General features: G+C 68.8%; 17 protein-coding genes and 2 tRNA genes. 8 read left to right on the forward strand and 11 right to left on the reverse strand.

Features of this window, described 5'->3' with window-relative positions; genetic code table 11:
• Positions 1-73: 73 nt before the first annotated feature.
• The 4 genes from ACZ5Y9_RS13605 to pstB all read left to right on the forward strand — a co-directional run bounded on the left by ACZ5Y9_RS13605 (position 74) and on the right by pstB (position 4150).
• Positions 74-1177 (forward strand): phosphate ABC transporter substrate-binding protein PstS, encoded by a 1104-nt coding sequence (locus ACZ5Y9_RS13605; RefSeq protein ID WP_247634191.1) that lies wholly within the window; start codon positions 74-76, stop codon positions 1175-1177.
• 100 nt (positions 1178-1277) lie between these two features.
• Positions 1278-2240 (forward strand): phosphate ABC transporter permease subunit PstC, encoded by a 963-nt coding sequence (pstC, locus tag ACZ5Y9_RS13610; RefSeq protein ID WP_247625031.1) that lies wholly within the window; start codon positions 1278-1280, stop codon positions 2238-2240.
• Between the two features lies 1 nt (position 2241).
• On the forward strand, positions 2242-3342 hold the full coding sequence (gene pstA, locus ACZ5Y9_RS13615) for a phosphate ABC transporter permease PstA (protein ID WP_247625032.1): 1101 nt from the start codon (positions 2242-2244) through the stop codon (positions 3340-3342).
• Positions 3343-3370: 28 nt separating this feature from the next.
• Positions 3371-4150 (forward strand): phosphate ABC transporter ATP-binding protein PstB, encoded by a 780-nt coding sequence (gene pstB, locus ACZ5Y9_RS13620; protein WP_247625033.1) that lies wholly within the window; start codon positions 3371-3373, stop codon positions 4148-4150.
• A 108-nt stretch (positions 4151-4258) separates the two neighbouring features.
• Here pstB and ACZ5Y9_RS13625 read toward each other — a convergent pair whose 3' ends face one another.
• The 4 genes from ACZ5Y9_RS13625 to sigK form a co-directional block, all read right to left on the reverse strand.
• On the reverse strand, positions 4259-5143 hold the full coding sequence (locus ACZ5Y9_RS13625; RefSeq protein ID WP_464471569.1) for an aminodeoxychorismate lyase: 885 nt from the start codon (positions 5141-5143) through the stop codon (positions 4259-4261).
• A gap of 193 nt (positions 5144-5336) precedes the next feature.
• Positions 5337-5966 (reverse strand): DNA-directed RNA polymerase subunit beta, encoded by a 630-nt coding sequence (locus tag ACZ5Y9_RS13630; RefSeq protein WP_247625035.1) that lies wholly within the window; start codon positions 5964-5966, stop codon positions 5337-5339.
• 29 nt (positions 5967-5995) lie between these two features.
• Positions 5996-6796, reverse strand: coding sequence for an anti-sigma factor (locus ACZ5Y9_RS13635; RefSeq protein WP_247625036.1), 801 nt, complete (start codon positions 6794-6796; stop codon positions 5996-5998).
• Positions 6793-7392, reverse strand: coding sequence for an ECF RNA polymerase sigma factor SigK (gene sigK, locus ACZ5Y9_RS13640; protein WP_247957552.1), 600 nt, complete (start codon positions 7390-7392; stop codon positions 6793-6795). Before sigK ends, ACZ5Y9_RS13635 begins: the two co-directional genes overlap by 4 nt.
• Before the next feature lie 292 nt (positions 7393-7684).
• Here sigK and ACZ5Y9_RS13645 point away from each other — a divergent pair, with 292 nt between their 5' ends.
• Together ACZ5Y9_RS13645 and ACZ5Y9_RS13650 are read left to right on the forward strand one after the other, a co-directional pair.
• Positions 7685-8347 carry a fasciclin domain-containing protein gene (locus ACZ5Y9_RS13645; protein ID WP_247634185.1) on the forward strand — a complete coding sequence of 221 codons (663 nt, stop codon included), beginning with the start codon at positions 7685-7687 and terminating at the stop codon, positions 8345-8347.
• Positions 8348-8483: 136 nt separating this feature from the next.
• Positions 8484-8556 (forward strand) — tRNA-Lys (locus ACZ5Y9_RS13650).
• An 18-nt stretch (positions 8557-8574) separates the two neighbouring features.
• On the opposite strand, the gene ACZ5Y9_RS13655 is transcribed toward ACZ5Y9_RS13650, so the two are convergent.
• Entirely contained in the window at positions 8575-9204 is a 630-nt protein-coding gene (locus ACZ5Y9_RS13655; protein WP_464471570.1) for an HD domain-containing protein, read from the reverse strand.
• A gap of 122 nt (positions 9205-9326) precedes the next feature.
• On the opposite strand from ACZ5Y9_RS13655, the gene ACZ5Y9_RS13660 reads away from it, so the two are divergent.
• Complete coding sequence (locus ACZ5Y9_RS13660; RefSeq protein WP_247625039.1) at positions 9327-9875, forward strand: type 1 glutamine amidotransferase domain-containing protein; 549 nt, start codon at positions 9327-9329, stop codon at positions 9873-9875.
• Between the two features lie 29 nt (positions 9876-9904).
• On the opposite strand, the gene ACZ5Y9_RS13665 is transcribed toward ACZ5Y9_RS13660, so the two are convergent.
• A complete protein-coding gene (locus ACZ5Y9_RS13665; protein ID WP_464471571.1) occupies positions 9905-10426 on the reverse strand; it encodes a CGNR zinc finger domain-containing protein in 522 nt (173 codons plus the stop codon).
• Positions 10427-10451: 25 nt separating this feature from the next.
• Between ACZ5Y9_RS13665 and ACZ5Y9_RS13670 the strand changes: the two genes are divergently transcribed.
• Positions 10452-10691, forward strand: coding sequence for a hypothetical protein (locus tag ACZ5Y9_RS13670; RefSeq protein ID WP_247625041.1), 240 nt, complete (start codon positions 10452-10454; stop codon positions 10689-10691).
• Here the strand turns inward: ACZ5Y9_RS13670 and ACZ5Y9_RS13675 are convergent.
• The 5 genes from ACZ5Y9_RS13675 to ACZ5Y9_RS13695 all read right to left on the reverse strand — a co-directional run bounded on the left by ACZ5Y9_RS13675 (position 10681) and on the right by ACZ5Y9_RS13695 (position 14750).
• Positions 10681-11214, reverse strand: coding sequence for a DUF1697 domain-containing protein (locus ACZ5Y9_RS13675; RefSeq protein WP_247625042.1), 534 nt, complete (start codon positions 11212-11214; stop codon positions 10681-10683). The genes ACZ5Y9_RS13670 and ACZ5Y9_RS13675 overlap by 11 nt on opposite strands.
• Entirely contained in the window at positions 11211-11792 is a 582-nt protein-coding gene (locus tag ACZ5Y9_RS13680; protein ID WP_464471572.1) for an isochorismatase family protein, read from the reverse strand. The genes ACZ5Y9_RS13675 and ACZ5Y9_RS13680 overlap by 4 nt, the downstream gene beginning before the upstream one ends.
• Positions 11793-11860: 68 nt before the next feature.
• Positions 11861-11933 (reverse strand) — tRNA-Thr (locus ACZ5Y9_RS13685).
• A gap of 103 nt (positions 11934-12036) precedes the next feature.
• A complete protein-coding gene (locus ACZ5Y9_RS13690) occupies positions 12037-13596 on the reverse strand; it encodes an alpha/beta hydrolase (RefSeq protein WP_464471573.1) in 1560 nt (519 codons plus the stop codon).
• A complete protein-coding gene (locus tag ACZ5Y9_RS13695; RefSeq protein ID WP_247625045.1) occupies positions 13593-14750 on the reverse strand; it encodes a DNA polymerase III subunit delta' in 1158 nt (385 codons plus the stop codon). Before ACZ5Y9_RS13695 ends, ACZ5Y9_RS13690 begins: the two co-directional genes overlap by 4 nt.
• Between the last annotated feature and the right edge of the window lie 16 nt (positions 14751-14766).

Consider the following 14766-nt stretch of genomic DNA (forward strand, 5'->3'; position numbering starts at 1 on the left):
TAACCGCCGCGCTTAGCGTCACTGTGTGCCCTGCACCGGGCCTCAACCCCTCCCACGATCGAACGGATCCACAGTGAAGATCTCCCGAATCGCTCGCATCGGCGCCATCGGCGCCGTCGCTGCTCTCGCCCTGGCCGGTTGCGCCGCGAACGAAGGCGGCACCGGCGGCTCGTCCGACGCCCCCTCCGACTCCACGCTCTCGGGCACCATCGACGCCACCGGCGCGTCGTCGCAGACCGCTGCGCAGGAGGCGTGGGTCGCCGCGTTCCAGACCGCGAACCCCGACGTCACCGTCAACTACGAGCCCACCGGCTCCGGCACCGGCCGCGAGAACTTCCTCGAGGGCGGCAGCAACTTCATCGGCTCCGACCGCGCGTTCAACGACGAGGAGATCGCCGCCGGCGGCTTCGGCGCCTGCGTGACCGACGACATCGTCGAGGTCCCGCTCTACATCTCGCCGGTCGCCGTCGCGTTCAACATCGAGGGCATCGACACGCTCAACCTCGACGCCGCCACGATCGCGGGCATCTTCGCCGGCACGATCACCAACTGGAACGCTCCCGAGATCGCCGCCCTGAACGACGGCGTCGAGCTGCCCGACCTGGCGATCTCGCCGGTCCACCGCTCCGACCCCTCGGGCACGCAGGAGACCTTCACCAAGTACCTCTCGGCGACCGCCGGTGACGTCTGGACCTACGAGCCGGCCGATGTCTGGCCGATCGAGGGTGGCGAGGCCGCTCAGGGCACCTCGGGTGTCGTCCAGGCCATCACCGCGGGCAACGGCGCGATCGGCTTCGCCGACGCCTCGCAGGTCGGCGACCTCGGCCAGGTGCACGTCGGCGTGGGCGGCGACTTCGTCGCCTACTCGGCCGAGGCCGCTGCCGCGCTCGTCGAGGGCTCGCCCCTCGTCGAGGGACGTGGCGCCGGAGACCTCGTCTTCGACGTCGACCCGGCATCCGCTGCCGAGGGTTCCTACCCGATCGCCCTGGTCAGCTACCTGATCGCGTGCGAGCAGTACGAGGACACCAACGTCGCCGAGCTCGTCAAGGAGTACCTCACCTACATCGCCAGCGCCGAGGGCCAGGAAGCCGCCGCGGACAACGCCGGCAGCGCCCCGATCTCGGACTCGCTGCGCGAGCAGGTCCAGGCCGCGATCGACCTGATCCAGGTCGGCTGATCCAGCCGATCGACTGATGGCGGTGCCCCCGCGTCCCGATCGGACGCGGGGGCTCCGCCCGGTCAGCCCCCGTTCCACCCCGCCCCGAAACAGGGAGACCATGAGCACGACCGCGCAGGCGCCCGCAGCGCCGCACGCACCGATCAAGGCCAAGCAGCGTCTCGGCGACCGGGTGTTTTCCGGTACCGCTCTCGGAGCGGGGATCATCATCCTCGTCGTCCTCGCGCTGGTCGCCGCCTTCCTCATCATCCAGAGCATCCCGGCGTTCCAGCTCGACACCACCGGCAACCACATCCTCAAGGGCGAATCCTTCTGGGTGTACGTCTGGCCCCTCGTCTTCGGAACGCTCTGGGCCTCGTTCATCGCGCTGCTCATCGCCGCACCGATCTCCATCGGCATCGCGCTCTTCATCTCGCACTACGCGCACCGTCGCCTCGCCGCCTTCCTCGGCTACGTGATCGACCTGCTCGCCGCGGTCCCCTCCGTCGTCTTCGGTCTCTGGGGCGGCCTCGTGCTCGCCCCCCTCCTCCAGCCGATCTACGCCTGGCTCAACACCCACGCCTCCTGGGTGCCGTTCTTCGGCGGCCAGGTGTCATCGACGGGAAAGACGATCCTCACGGCATCCCTCGTGCTCGCCGTGATGTGCATCCCGATCATGACCGCCATCTGCCGCGAGGTCTTCCTGCAGACGCCGAAGCTCCACGAGGAGGCGGCGCTCGCGCTCGGCTCCACCCGCTGGGAGATGGTGCGGATGGCCGTTCTGCCGTTCGCCCGCGGCGGTATGGTCTCGGCGGCGATGCTCGCCCTCGGCCGCGCACTCGGCGAGACCATGGCCGTGACCATGGTGCTGTCGCCCTCGGCCGTCGTCAGCTTCCTCGTGCTCACCGCGACGAACCCGACGCCGATCCCCGCCAACATCGCCCTGGCCTTCCCCGAAGCGCACGGCACCGGAGTCAACACGCTCATCGCGACCGGCCTCATCCTCTTCATCGTGACCTTCGCGGTCAACGCGTTGGCGCGATGGATCGTCGCCCGCCGCGCCGAGTTCTCGGGAGCGAACTGACATGACCGTCCTCACCCCCACCCCGACCGCCGTCGCCTCGGCCCCGGCAGCGTCGCTCACCGCGGGCAAGCTCCCCCGGTGGGCCCCATGGGCCCTGCTCGGCGGATCGCTCGCGGTCAGCGCCGCCGTCTTCGGCGTCGCCGCGATCGGCACCAGCCTCGCGGACTTCAACATCGCCGGCACCGTCATCATCGGGCTCCTGCTCTACATGGTGCTCATCACGGTCATCTCCTCGATCGTCGAGAGCCGCCGCAAGGCCGTCGACCGCCTCATGACGGCGCTCGTCGCGACAGCGTTCCTCATCGCCCTGCTGCCGCTGATCTCGCTGCTGTGGACGGTCGTCTCCAACGGCATCGAGCGCTTCGATGCCGAGTTCTTCAGCTACTCGATGCGCAACGTGATCGGCGACGGCGGCGGCATCGTCCACGCGATCTGGGGCACGCTGCTCATCACCCTCACGGCGACGGTCATCGCGGTGCCGATCGGACTCATGACCTCGATCTACCTCGTCGAGTACGGTCGCGGCAAGATCGCGAAGGCGATCACGTTCTTCGTCGACGTCATGACCGGCATCCCCTCGATCGTCGCGGGTCTCTTCATCTACGCGGTCTTCGCTCTGATCTTCAAGCCGGGCATCTCGATGGGCATCATGGGCGCCCTCGCCCTGGCCGTGCTGATGACCCCGGTCGTCGTGCGAGGCAGCGAGGAGCTGCTCAAGATCGTGCCGAACGAGCTCCGCGAGGCGTCGTACGCACTCGGTGTGCCGAAGTGGCTGACGATCCTCAAGGTCGTGCTCCCGACGTCGATCGCCGGCATCACGACCTCGGTCATGCTCGCGATCTCGCGCGTGATCGGCGAGACGGCTCCCCTGCTGCTCACCGCCGGGTTCACGCAGAGCCTGAACACGAACATCTTCAACGGCCAGATGATGACCCTTCCGGTGTTCGCCTACAACCAGTACATGAATCAGGGCACCAACCCGGACGCTTCGCTCGCCCGGGCCTGGGCCGCTGCTCTCACCCTCATCCTCATCGTCATGGTGCTGAACCTGCTCGCGCGCCTCGTCGCGAAGCTGTTCGCCCCGAAGACCTCCGGCCGCTGAGCGCCCGACCACTCAGAACAGGAAACACGTGTCCAAGAGCATCGAAGTCAACGACCTCAACGTCTACTACGGCAATTTCCTCGCCGTGGAGGGCGTCTCCCTCGACATCCAGCCGCGCAGCGTCACCGCGTTCATCGGCCCCTCGGGCTGCGGCAAGTCCACGTTCCTCCGCACCCTCAACCGCATGCACGAGGTCATCCCCGGCGCTCGCGTCGAGGGCGAGGTGCTCCTCGACGGCAAGGACCTCTACGGCCCCGGCGTCGACCCCGTGCTCGTGCGTCGCCAGGTGGGCATGGTCTTCCAGCGCCCCAACCCGTTCCCCACGATGTCGATCAAGGAGAACGTGCTCGCGGGCGTCAAGCTCAACAACAGCCGCATGTCGAAGAGCGACCAGGACGACCTCGTCGAGAAGTCGCTCACCGGCGCGAACCTGTGGAACGAGGTCAAGGACCGCCTCGACCGTCCGGGTTCCGGCCTCTCGGGCGGACAGCAGCAGCGTCTCTGCATCGCCCGCGCGATCGCCGTCTCGCCCGAGGTGCTGCTGATGGACGAGCCGTGCTCGGCCCTCGACCCGATCTCGACCTACGCGATCGAGGAGCTGATCGGCGAGCTCAAGAACGAGTTCACGATCGTCATCGTCACGCACAACATGCAGCAGGCGTCGCGCGTCTCCGACAAGACCGCGTTCTTCAACATCGCCGGCACCGGCAAGCCCGGCAAGCTGATCGAGTACGACGACACCACGTCGATCTTCACCACCCCGTCCGTGCAGGCCACCGAGGACTACGTCTCGGGCCGCTTCGGATGATCTGACGCCGTCGGCCGTCTGACAGGGCTCGGGGACTTCGGTCGCCGAGCCCTGTCGCGTGCCCTCCCCGCCCCGACCCCGCACGACTTCGGGGACCTGGTGCCCGCCTCAGTCGCGGGGCGAGAGCAGGTACGTGTTCAGCTCGTCGGTCAGAGGCTGGTCGACCGGGAGAGCGGCGCCGTCGACGGCGGTGATCGCCGCCGCGAGGCGCACGCTCGACACGAGCCACGCGGCATCCGCCCGGGGAAGATCGGATGCCGGGATCCGGTCGTACCCGACCTCGAAACCGCGGGCGGCGAGGTGCTCGTAGACGCTCAGCTGCGTGGTGCCGTGCAGGATGCCGCCGTTCGGCGCCGGCGTGACGAAACGGTCTCCGAACCGGAGGATCAGCGACGCGGTCGGCGCCTCGAGCACGAAACCGTCGCTGGAGAGGAAGATCGCGTCATCCGCGTCACGGCGGTGCGCCTCCCGCAGTGCGGCCATGTTCACGGCGTACGAGAGGGTCTTCGCCCCCAGCAGCAGCCACGGCGCCCGTTCGGCGGCGCCGAGGTCGTAGCCGCGGTCGAGGGTCACCACACGCACACCGTTCGCGCGCACGGCACGGAAGTCCGCCGCCGGGGCCGCGGTCACCCATGCCGTCGGCGTCGGTCCGTGCTCCACTCCCCTGCTGAGGATGAGCTTGATGACGGCCTCACCCTCGCCGCACTCGTCGGCGGCCTGATCGATCGCCTGCCGCCACTGCGCCAGGTTCGGCGCGGGCAGGTCGCAGAGGCGTGCGGAGTGCGCGAGACGCTCGAGGTGCGGCAGGACCTCCTGGGCGTGTCCGTCGACCACTCCGATCGACTCGAACACGCCGTCGCCGCGCTGCGTGCTCAACTCGCCCACGCTGAGGGCGGGAGCCGCCGCGTCGACGTGGGTGAACGTGTCACCGTAGTCGGCACGCTGCTCGTCGGCGGTGACGGGATCGATCATGAGTGCGAAGCGCCGGTTCATGATCCGAGCCTAGAGCGCCGGGAATACCTTCGCTCGTCTCGCGTTACACTGGTACAGGCCGGGCCGCATAACCCCGGGCTCCATTTTTCGCCGCTGCGAGCGGCCTTCCGCCGAGAGGCGTTCTTGCGGCCCGGTCTTTTTTCTTGCCCGGACTTCTTGCCCGGACTTCTCCCTCCGGGCCGCACTCGTTCGCTCAGGCCAGCGCGCCCGACCGCCACAGCACACTCGCCGCGGAGAGGTCCTGCGCATAGCTGCTCAGTCGCAGCGCCCGGGTCGTCAGTTCACTGGCCCGCCCCGGCTCGGTCGCCTCGTAGTCGTCGGCCGTATGCGTCGCTCCGGACGCCTGTACGCGGCAGAACGCGGCCGCGCGCTCGAGCGCCACCGCGAAGTCGCCGCGGAACGCTCCGCGCAGGATCGTGTCGACCAGCGCGACGATCTCCTCCGGGCTCGCCGGGACCGGGGCACCGGCGATGGCGGCGTCGACCGAGGGAAGCTCGACCCGTCCGCGCTCGTACAGCAGCGCCGAGGTCTGCGGATCGGTGTGGATCGCCAACTGCAGCAGGTACAGCCGCCAGAGCGCACCGGGAAGCGTGCGCGAGGGCGCCTTAGACCACAGTTCCGCGATCTCGTCGATCCCATGCTCGGCCGTGAACGCCACCAGGCGATCGGCGCTCACACCGCTCTCGTCGGCGCGCACCCGCGCCAGCAGGGCGGATGCCGTGGCGTGCGCGATGCGCGTCTCCTCGGCGGGATCGTGCGCCCCGACGAGGTTGTCGAAGGAGGCGGAGGGGCGTCGCACGGGGCGGTGGTGCTGCTCGGGCATCCCACCAGGGTACGCGCGATCGGTGACGCTCAGGCCGTGGGGATCGCGATGATCGGGTCGGTCGTGGGCAGGCCGCTCGGCGAGCCGCCCTCTTCCTCGACCGTGACGGCGATGACGTCGCCCTCGTGCATCGAGCCGGAGAGCACGGCAGTGGCGGTCGTGCCATCAGCGTCGAACACACCGGCCGGAACCGGGGTCTCCCCGCGCACGAACCACATCTCGTACGTCTTTCCGTCGGCCGGAGCTGCGAGACCGTCGGTCACGAGCACGGCGGAGCCGAGCGATGCCGACCAGTGGGCCGTGGCCGTGGTGCCGTCGTCGAGCGTGACACTCGCCTGCGCGGCATCCGACGCTCCCGTGATCTGCTCGAGGGCCACGACGCTCGCCGGACGGTTGAGGTAATCGTTCAGCGCGACGGAGCCGATGCCGACGCCGACCAGGAGTGCGAGGCACGCCGCGAGCGCGAAGATCGCGCGTGACCATCGGCGGGGCGGGCGGATGCTGTCGACCGTCGAGGTGTCGGCCGATCCGGAGGACGCTGCGGCAGGCGCGGCCTGCTCGTCGTCCGTGCGGCCGTCCTGCGGCATCTGCACGCCCTGCACCTGCGGCGTCTGCGCGATCTGCGAGAGCAGCGCGGCGCGGATGTCGGGCCGGGGCACTTCACCGGTGAACGGGGCCGAGAGTGTAGCGGCGGTGGCGGCATCCGCCTCGACGATGCGCTCCCACTCGGGGTGCTCGTCGAGGGTACGACGGAAGCGCGCCTCGTCCTCAGGAGAGAGCGCGTGCAGGGCGGCGCCAGCCGCGAGCTCTGCGAAGTCCTTCTCGTTCATGCCATCACCCCCATCGCCGACCGGAGCCGGGTGAGTCCATCCCGCATCCGTGTCTTGATCGTCCCCAGCGGCGCTCCCAGGAGCGCCGCGATCTCGTTCTGACTGTAACCGCCGTAGTAGGCGAGGACGATCGCTTCACGTTGAGCTTCGGGTAGGCCGGAGAGTGCGCCGACGACGCGCTCACCTTCCATGCTCAACTCGACCTGCTCCGCCACGCTGTCGTGGGCCACCCCGATGTCCCGCAGTCCCGCCCGGACATCTCGATCCGAACTGGACTGCGAGGATCGGACGCGGTCCACCGCCCGGCGGTGCGCCATCGTCATGATCCATGTTCGTCCTTGCCCCTTGTTCGGAGCGAAGCGCGAAGCGGATTGCCAGATCTCGAGAAAGACCTCCTGGAGCACTTCCTCGCTCTGCGAGCGGTTCACGAGGACTCGGAGGATGAGACCGAACACGCGGGAGGAGAGGAGGTCGTAGAGCTCCGCGAAGGCCCGCTGGTCGCCGGCGGCGATGGCGAGGAGGAGGTCGGCGACGGCATCCCGCGCCGTGCCGTCCTCGGGAACATCCATCCCATCGATGACCATCTCCATAAGCATGCCGTATTCCACCCCTCCTGCTCTGCATCCGACGCCCGATATCTGCCGATTCCTCGCGGAATTCTCGAAGATTCCGCGGCCCGCGCCCCGCATCACGATCGCGTCACGCTCGCGCGCGTGCTCCTTTTCCGTCGGATGTCGTTCGTGCTGGTGCGCCGATCGGATTGGCGGGGCCGTTCGAGACGGATCTCGAAGAAATCTCGAATTCTTCCCATCCGATCGGCGAGGGGTTCCGAACACCTGTCAACGCCACGGAGAGGCCGTGGTGGTAGTTCATCTGAAGGAGCTCGAAATGTTCAGCACCAAGAAGAAGGTCACCGCAGCACTGACGCTCACGGTGGCGAGCGCGTTCCTGCTCTCGGCATGTTCCATGGGCAGCGGCGAAAGCACCACCGAATCCGAGGAGCCCATGGCGCCGGAGAGCTCGCAGTCGTCCGAGCCCATGGAGATGGACCCCGCGGCCAACCTCGTGGGCCCCGGTTGCGCGGCGTACGCCGAGCAGGTTCCGGACGGAGCGGGTTCGGTCGAGGGTATGTCGAAGGACCCGGTCGCGGTCGCGGCATCCAACAACCCGATCCTCACCACGCTCACCGCAGCGGTCAGCGGACAGCTCAACCCCGATGTCGACCTCGTCGACACGCTCAACGGTGACGAGTTCACGGTCTTCGCACCGGTCGACGACGCCTTCGCGAAGATCGACCCGGCCACCATCGACGCCCTCAAGACCGACAGCGCCACGCTGAGCTCGATCCTGACGTACCACGTCGTCCCCGGCCAGATCACGCCGGACGACATCGTGGGCACGCACCCGACCGTCAACGGAGCCGACCTCGAGGTCACCGGTAGCGGCGACGAGCTGCAGGTCAACGGCGCCAACGTCATCTGCGGCGGTGTCCAGACCGCGAACGCCACCGTGTACCTCATCGACACGGTGCTGATGCCCCCGGCTGAGTAAGAGCGGGAGAGTGCCGATGGGGACCTCGGCACGACGACCTCCGTCATCCGGGGAGGGATGACGCGGGGCTGAAGAGGGCCGTTGACGATAGCTGTGTCGTCAACGGCCCTCTTTCTGCGCCCTAGACTGGGAGCACGGGCCTCTAGCTCAGTTGGCAGAGCATCGGACTTTTAATCCGCGGGTCGTGGGTTCGAGCCCCACGGGGCCCACCGCATTCCCCTCACCGTTCATCGGTCGGGAGAGACCTTCCACGCATCCTCACCCGTGGCGATTCGCTTCGAGGCGTTGAGCCTCGCTGCGGCCGTCGCGGGTTTGCGCGCCGCCTGGTCGGCGATCGCGGCCGAGAACTCCTCGGCGAACGTCAACCGCGGCACCCGCCGCACGATCTCGGCGATGAGCTGCGCATCCCACAGATCTGCCGCAGCGTGCGCGACATCGAGGCTGGTCGCCGCCTCCAGCAGGTAGCCCTCGGGATCCTCGTCGACGTCGACGCTCACCCACATGTGCCGCTGGATCACCTGGCCGAGCCGCTCGCGGCGGTGCTGCGACCACCCGGCTCCGGCAGCGAAGACCTCCGAGACTGCCGCCCCCGCATCTTCGAAGGCCACCGTGTGGCTGTCGAAGGCGGGCACGATCCCGACGTCGTGCAGGACGGATGCCACGAAGAGCAGTTCCTCGTCGATTTCGAGGCCCCGCGAGTCGGCGAGGGCTTTCGCCCAGACCCACGAGCGGAGGGAGTGGTTCAGCACGGCGGGCGTGCACCACTGCCGCGCGACCTCCAGCGCACGCTCCGACGCCGCCGTGGGCGGCACGAGCAGACGGTCGGCGACGGCGGAGACGGGCGCGGGGGTCGACATGGTGCGAGCCTAGCGGCGCGGCCGCTATCACCCCTGCCGCGCACTGGCCACCCCCTTCACCGCATCCGCCCCTCGCGGCGGAGTCGGAGCATCCACTTCCCCCTCCTGAAAGGACGACGACCATGGCGACTCTCACCGGAAACCGCGTGGCATTCCTGGCGACCGACGGCTTCGAGGACAGCGAGCTGACCAGCCCGTGGGAGGCGGTGACGGCCGCGGGTGCGAGCGCCACGTTGATCGCCCCGGCGGCGGGCAGCATCACCGGCAAGAACGGACACGAGCAGGCCGTCGACCTCATCTCCGGCGACACGAGCGCCGATGAGTTCGAGGCGCTCGTTCTGCCGGGCGGCGTGGTGAACGCCGACCACCTGCGGCTCGACGAGGCATCCGTCGCCCTCGCGAAGGAGTTCTTCGCACAGCACAAGCCCGTCGGAGTCATCTGCCACGGAGCCTGGATCCTCATCGAGGCCGACGTCGTCGACGGGCGCACGCTGACCAGCTACCCGAGTCTCAAGACCGACCTGCGCAACGCCGGAGCGACCTGGGTCGACGAGGAGGTCGTCGTCGACGCGGGCCTCGTCTCGAGCCGCACCCCGGACGACCTGCCGGCGTTCAACGCGAAGGTCGTCGAGGAGATCGGCGAGGGTCGCCACGAGGGCCAGACCGCCTGACCCGCATCACCATCGCGCCCGGGGCAGGATCAGGCACTTCCCCGGGCACGATGCCGTCGTACCGCGGCCCGGTTCGCGCATCGCACCGAACAGAATCGTTGGCGGCCGTTCCGGGTGACGTCGGCGACGACGTTCGTGCAGGGGGATGCCGCGCAGCGGCCGAGCCTGCTCATGCCACGAGTGACCAGGTGGAGCGAGGTGCCCAGGTTGATGATCGCCCGCAGCACATACGGAAGCGAGGGCACGTCGTCGCGGTAGTGCAGGTGCCAGCCCTCTCCGTCGTGATTCGTGAGCCGCGGGTACGCAGCCGCCTCCGCGAGCTGGGCATTGAGAAGTTCTGCACGCGCGTCGGGGTCGGCTTCGTCGACGATCCGGAGCCAGTCGTCGATGACGTCGCGCACGCGGGCGTGGTCGTCGGCGGCGGGCGGGAACGTCATCGTCATGCCCATCTCGATCGTGCGCTCCTCGATCCCGGCACGGTCGGCGGGCCAGTCGTTGGCGAGCGAGGTCGCCAGGAGGACCGCGTACTCTCCGTAAGGGTTGAGATGCATAAGGCCATTACATCACGCTGGTCTCATGACCTCCACGGACACCCTCCCGATTCTCCGACCGACCACCGCCCCGATGGCGCACGAGCACTTCTGGCTCACCGAGTCCCGCCATTCGACGAGCGAGGGCATCGTCGTCTACGTGCGGTGCGGGGCGTGCACCGCACGTCGCATCGATCTGCGCCCGTCGAGCGCTGCGCCGTCGACCTCTCTGCCGCCGATCGCGATGAGCCGCAGCGTCGGAGAGTCGCCGAACGTCAGGCCGTGAGCTCTGCGAGCTTTCTCACCGTGCGCAAGTTCCGCGCCGTACCGGCGACCCCCAGCGCGCGATCGAGAATGGCTTTCGTGAGCTTCGACGCATGCACTCCGGACTCGGCGTAGGAGACCCACAGATCGTGCCCGACGAGGGCGATCTCCTCCCCCGGCACCAGACGCTCACGCAGCGCCGCGACCGCACCCTTCTGCGGAGCGCCCTCCAGGAACATCGCATGCAACAGCTTCTCGACCGGATCGACGAACGGCTGCGTCGCGAGGGCTCGCGCGAGCGCGTCGTGCGTGCGCAGGATCACCGGAGTGTCGACTCCGAACTCGTCATGGATGAGCGATCGCACGCGCGCGCAGGCCGCGACCGGATCGGACGGATGCCGACACACGATGTTGCCGCTCGCGATGTACGTCGAGACGTCGTCGAGCACCCCGGCGTCGTTCAGCGCCGAACGCAGCTCGGCCATCGGCACGCGATTGCGACCGCTGACGTTCACGGCCCGCAGCAGCAGGACGCTGCGGCTCACGCCTCGGCGCTCACGACGAGCTCGGCGCCCGCGTGGGCGAGCTCGATCAGCGCAGCCTCGCTCGACTCGGAACCGACGCCCGCGACCAGATCGGTGAGCACCCGCACGCGCACCCCGTGGGCGACGGCATCCAGAGCGGATGCCCGAACGCAGTGATCCGTCGCGATCCCCACCACATCGGCGCTGATCACCCCGGCCGCCGTCAGCACGGCTCCGACCGTCTCGCCGGAATCCGTGACACCCTCGAACATTGAGTAGGCGGGCAGCCCCTGCCCCTTGCGCACGTGGTGGGTGACGGCATCCGTCTCGAGCAGCGGGTCGTACTCGGCGCCCGGCGTGCCCGCTACGCAGTGCACCGGCCAGGAGTCGACGTAATCGGGGCTCTCGGCGAAGTGCCCGCCATTGTCACCCTCGGCGTCGTGCCAGTCGCGCGAGGCGACGATCACGTCGTAGTCGCCGGCGTGGGCGGCGAGGTATGCCGAGACCGCGGCGGCGACCGCATCACCGCCCGCGACCGCCAGGGCACCGCCCTCGGTGAAATCGTTCTGGACATCGACGATGAGAAGCGCTCTGCTCATGATTCGAGACTACGCCGCCGGGAAAAGGAAAGCCCCCGTGATGTTCTTCGCATCACGGGGGCTGTCAGAGCCGCTTGTCAGAATCGAACTGACGACCTTTTCATTACGAGTGAAATGCTCTGCCGACTGAGCTAAAGCGGCGTGCGACGGACGAACCGGCGCGATCACCGATATTACCCTGTCTCGCGCTCGCTCGCGAATCGAGCACGACGCACGCGCGTGTCACGCGCGTGAGTCGCGGACGTCACTCGCAGCGGAGGCCGTCTTCGGGCACGACGTCGTCGAGGAAGAACGCCTCCACGGCGTTGTCGACGCATCCGTTGCCCTTGTTGTAGCCGGTGTGCCCCTCGCCCACGCGGGTGATGAGCACGCCCTCGTCGAGCTGATCCGCGAGCGCTTCCGACCACTCGTAGGGCGTGGCCGGGTCGTTGGTCGTGCCGATGACGAGGATGGGTCCGGCACCCTCGGCCGTGATCTCCCCACGGGTTCCCGTGGGCGGGTAGGGCCACACCTCGCACGAGTCGGGGCCGGTCCAGTACGGCGCGATGGTCGGCGCACCCTCTTCGATCTTCTTCGTGGTCGCAGCTTCGGCGGCGGGGTCGTCTTCGACCGGGTAGTCCATGCAGTTGTAGGCGCGGAATGCCTCGGTCGCGTTGTCGGTGTACGAACCGGCCTCGCGACTGTTGTAGAAGTCCGCCAGCACGAACGCCGTCGACGGGTCGCCCTGCAGCGCCTGGTCGAGCGCCTGCGTGAGGAACGTCCAGCTGTCCTGCGAGTAGAGTGCCGCGATGATTCCCGTCATCAGGGAATCCGCACCGAGCATCCGTCCGTCGCCGTTCTCGAGCGGCGTGCGATCGACGCTCGCGAGCAGCGCCCCGAGATCCGCCATGGCGTCGTCCACCGAGCCGTTGAACGGGCAGCTCCCGGAATCGAGGCAGTCCTGCATGTACGCGCGGAGCGCGGATTCGAATCCGAGAGCCTGCGTCGCACCGACCTCGAGCCCGGGAACCGACGGGTCGATCGCACCGTCGAGCACGAGGCGGCCGGCCTTCTCGGGGTAGAGGTTCGCGTAGGTCGCGCCGAGGAAGGTGCCGTAGGAGTAACCGAGGTAGTTCAGCTGCGAGTCGCCGAGCACGGCACGGATCAGGTCCATGTCGCGTGCGGCGTTGATGGTGGTGATGTACGGCAGGATGCCGTCGCTGTTCGCGTCGCACGCCTCGGCGAACGCGGTGTTGCGCTCGGTGAGCTCGGCCTCCCACTCGGCGCTGCCGCGGGGCGAGGTCGGGACGTCGTAGAGGTAGGCGTCCATCTCGGTCGCGTCGAAGCAGCGCACCGCCGTCGACTCGCCCACGCCGCGCGGGTCGAAGCCGATCACGTCGTAGTTCTCGATGAGGTCGGCGCCGACCGCGTAGTCGAGGCTGTCGCGGATGAGGGCGACGCCACTGGCGCCGGGACCGCCGGGGTTGGTGAGCAGGGAGCCCATCGGCGTCTGCTCGGCCTGGTGCCGGATGATGGAGAGCTCGATCTCGCCCTCTGCGGGGTCCTCCCAATCGAGGGGTGCGGTGACCGTCGTGCAGTCGAAGCCGGCGCTGCCGCAGGACTCCCAGGTCAGCTCCTGCGAGTAGAACGGAAGGAGCTCTTCGGACACCCCGTCGGTGTCGGGCGCACCGGTCGCCGACGGGCGCGTCGCCGTCTCCTCGGGGATCATCGAGTAGAGGCAGCCGGAGAGCGCCACGGCGGCGACGGCGAGGCCGGCGACGAGTGCGGCGGCACGGCGGAGGCGGGGAGTCTTGCGGATGTTCACGGTGTCCTCCCGCTCGTGATGGTCACGAGCAAGCTCTCGAGGGCGAGCAGCGGTGCGACATTTCGCTCCAGCGCCTGCCGGGTGTCGGCGAGGTGGTCGAGTACGACCAGCGTACGGGTCTCGGGCCAGGCTTCGGCGAGCGCGCTCAGCTCGGCCCGGAGCTCACGGTTGATCAGTTCGTCGGTGCGGCCGAACTGCAGCATCACGACGTCGCGGAAGAGCGACTGCATGTCGGTGAGCACGCGGTCGATACCGTCGCGCAGACTGCGGGTGGCGCGCTTCTTCTGGTCGTCCTCCAGGGCCGAGAGCTGGGAGCGCAGTGCCGGGGGGACGGCCTGCCCTTCGGCGACGCCCACCATGCGCAGCAGGTTCGCCCGCTCGGCCGCGTCGCGCTCGGCGGTCAGAGCCTTCGCATCCTCGGTGGCGGCCTGGATGATGCGTCCGGCGACCTCGACGGCATCGCCCACACCGCGCACGCCGATCACCGAGCGGAGAGTGTCGTCGCGCCGGCGACGGGCGGCCTCATCGGTGGCGAGTCGCTGCGCCATACCGATGTGCCGCTGGGAGTGGCGGGCGGCCTGCTCGGCCACGACCTCGTCGACACCCGTGCGCAGACTGATCAACCGCGCGACGTCCGCGACGTCCGGTTCGCGGAGCCGCAGCGAGCGCACGCGCGAACGGATGGTCGGGAGCAGATCGGCCTCGCTGGGGGCGCAGAGGATCCAGACGGTCTTCTCCGGCGGCTCCTCGAGCGCCTTCAGCAGGACGTTCGAGGTGCGCTCGACCATGCGATCGGCATCTTCGACGACGATGACGCGGTAACGACCGGCCGAGGGAGCGAAGTACGAACGCTCGACCAGGGCGCGCGCCTCGGCGATCGTGATGATGACTTTGTCGGTGCGCAGCGCCGTCACATCGGGGTGCGTGCCCGCGAGAACCTGCCGCATGGTCGCCTCGTCATCGGGCCGGTCGGCGACCAGCGCCGCAGCGAAGGCGTAAGCGAGGGTCGAACGCCCGGACCCCGGCGGACCGGTGATCAACCAGGCGTGCGACAGCGCCGACGGATCGGATGCCGCGTCGCGCAGAGTCTCGACCGCGGCATCCTGCCCCCACACATCGGCCCACGGGAAAGGGGCGGCGATGGTCTCAGGCATGCACTCAGCCTAATCG

The organism is Microbacterium sp. T3-8 (assembly GCF_055398145.1).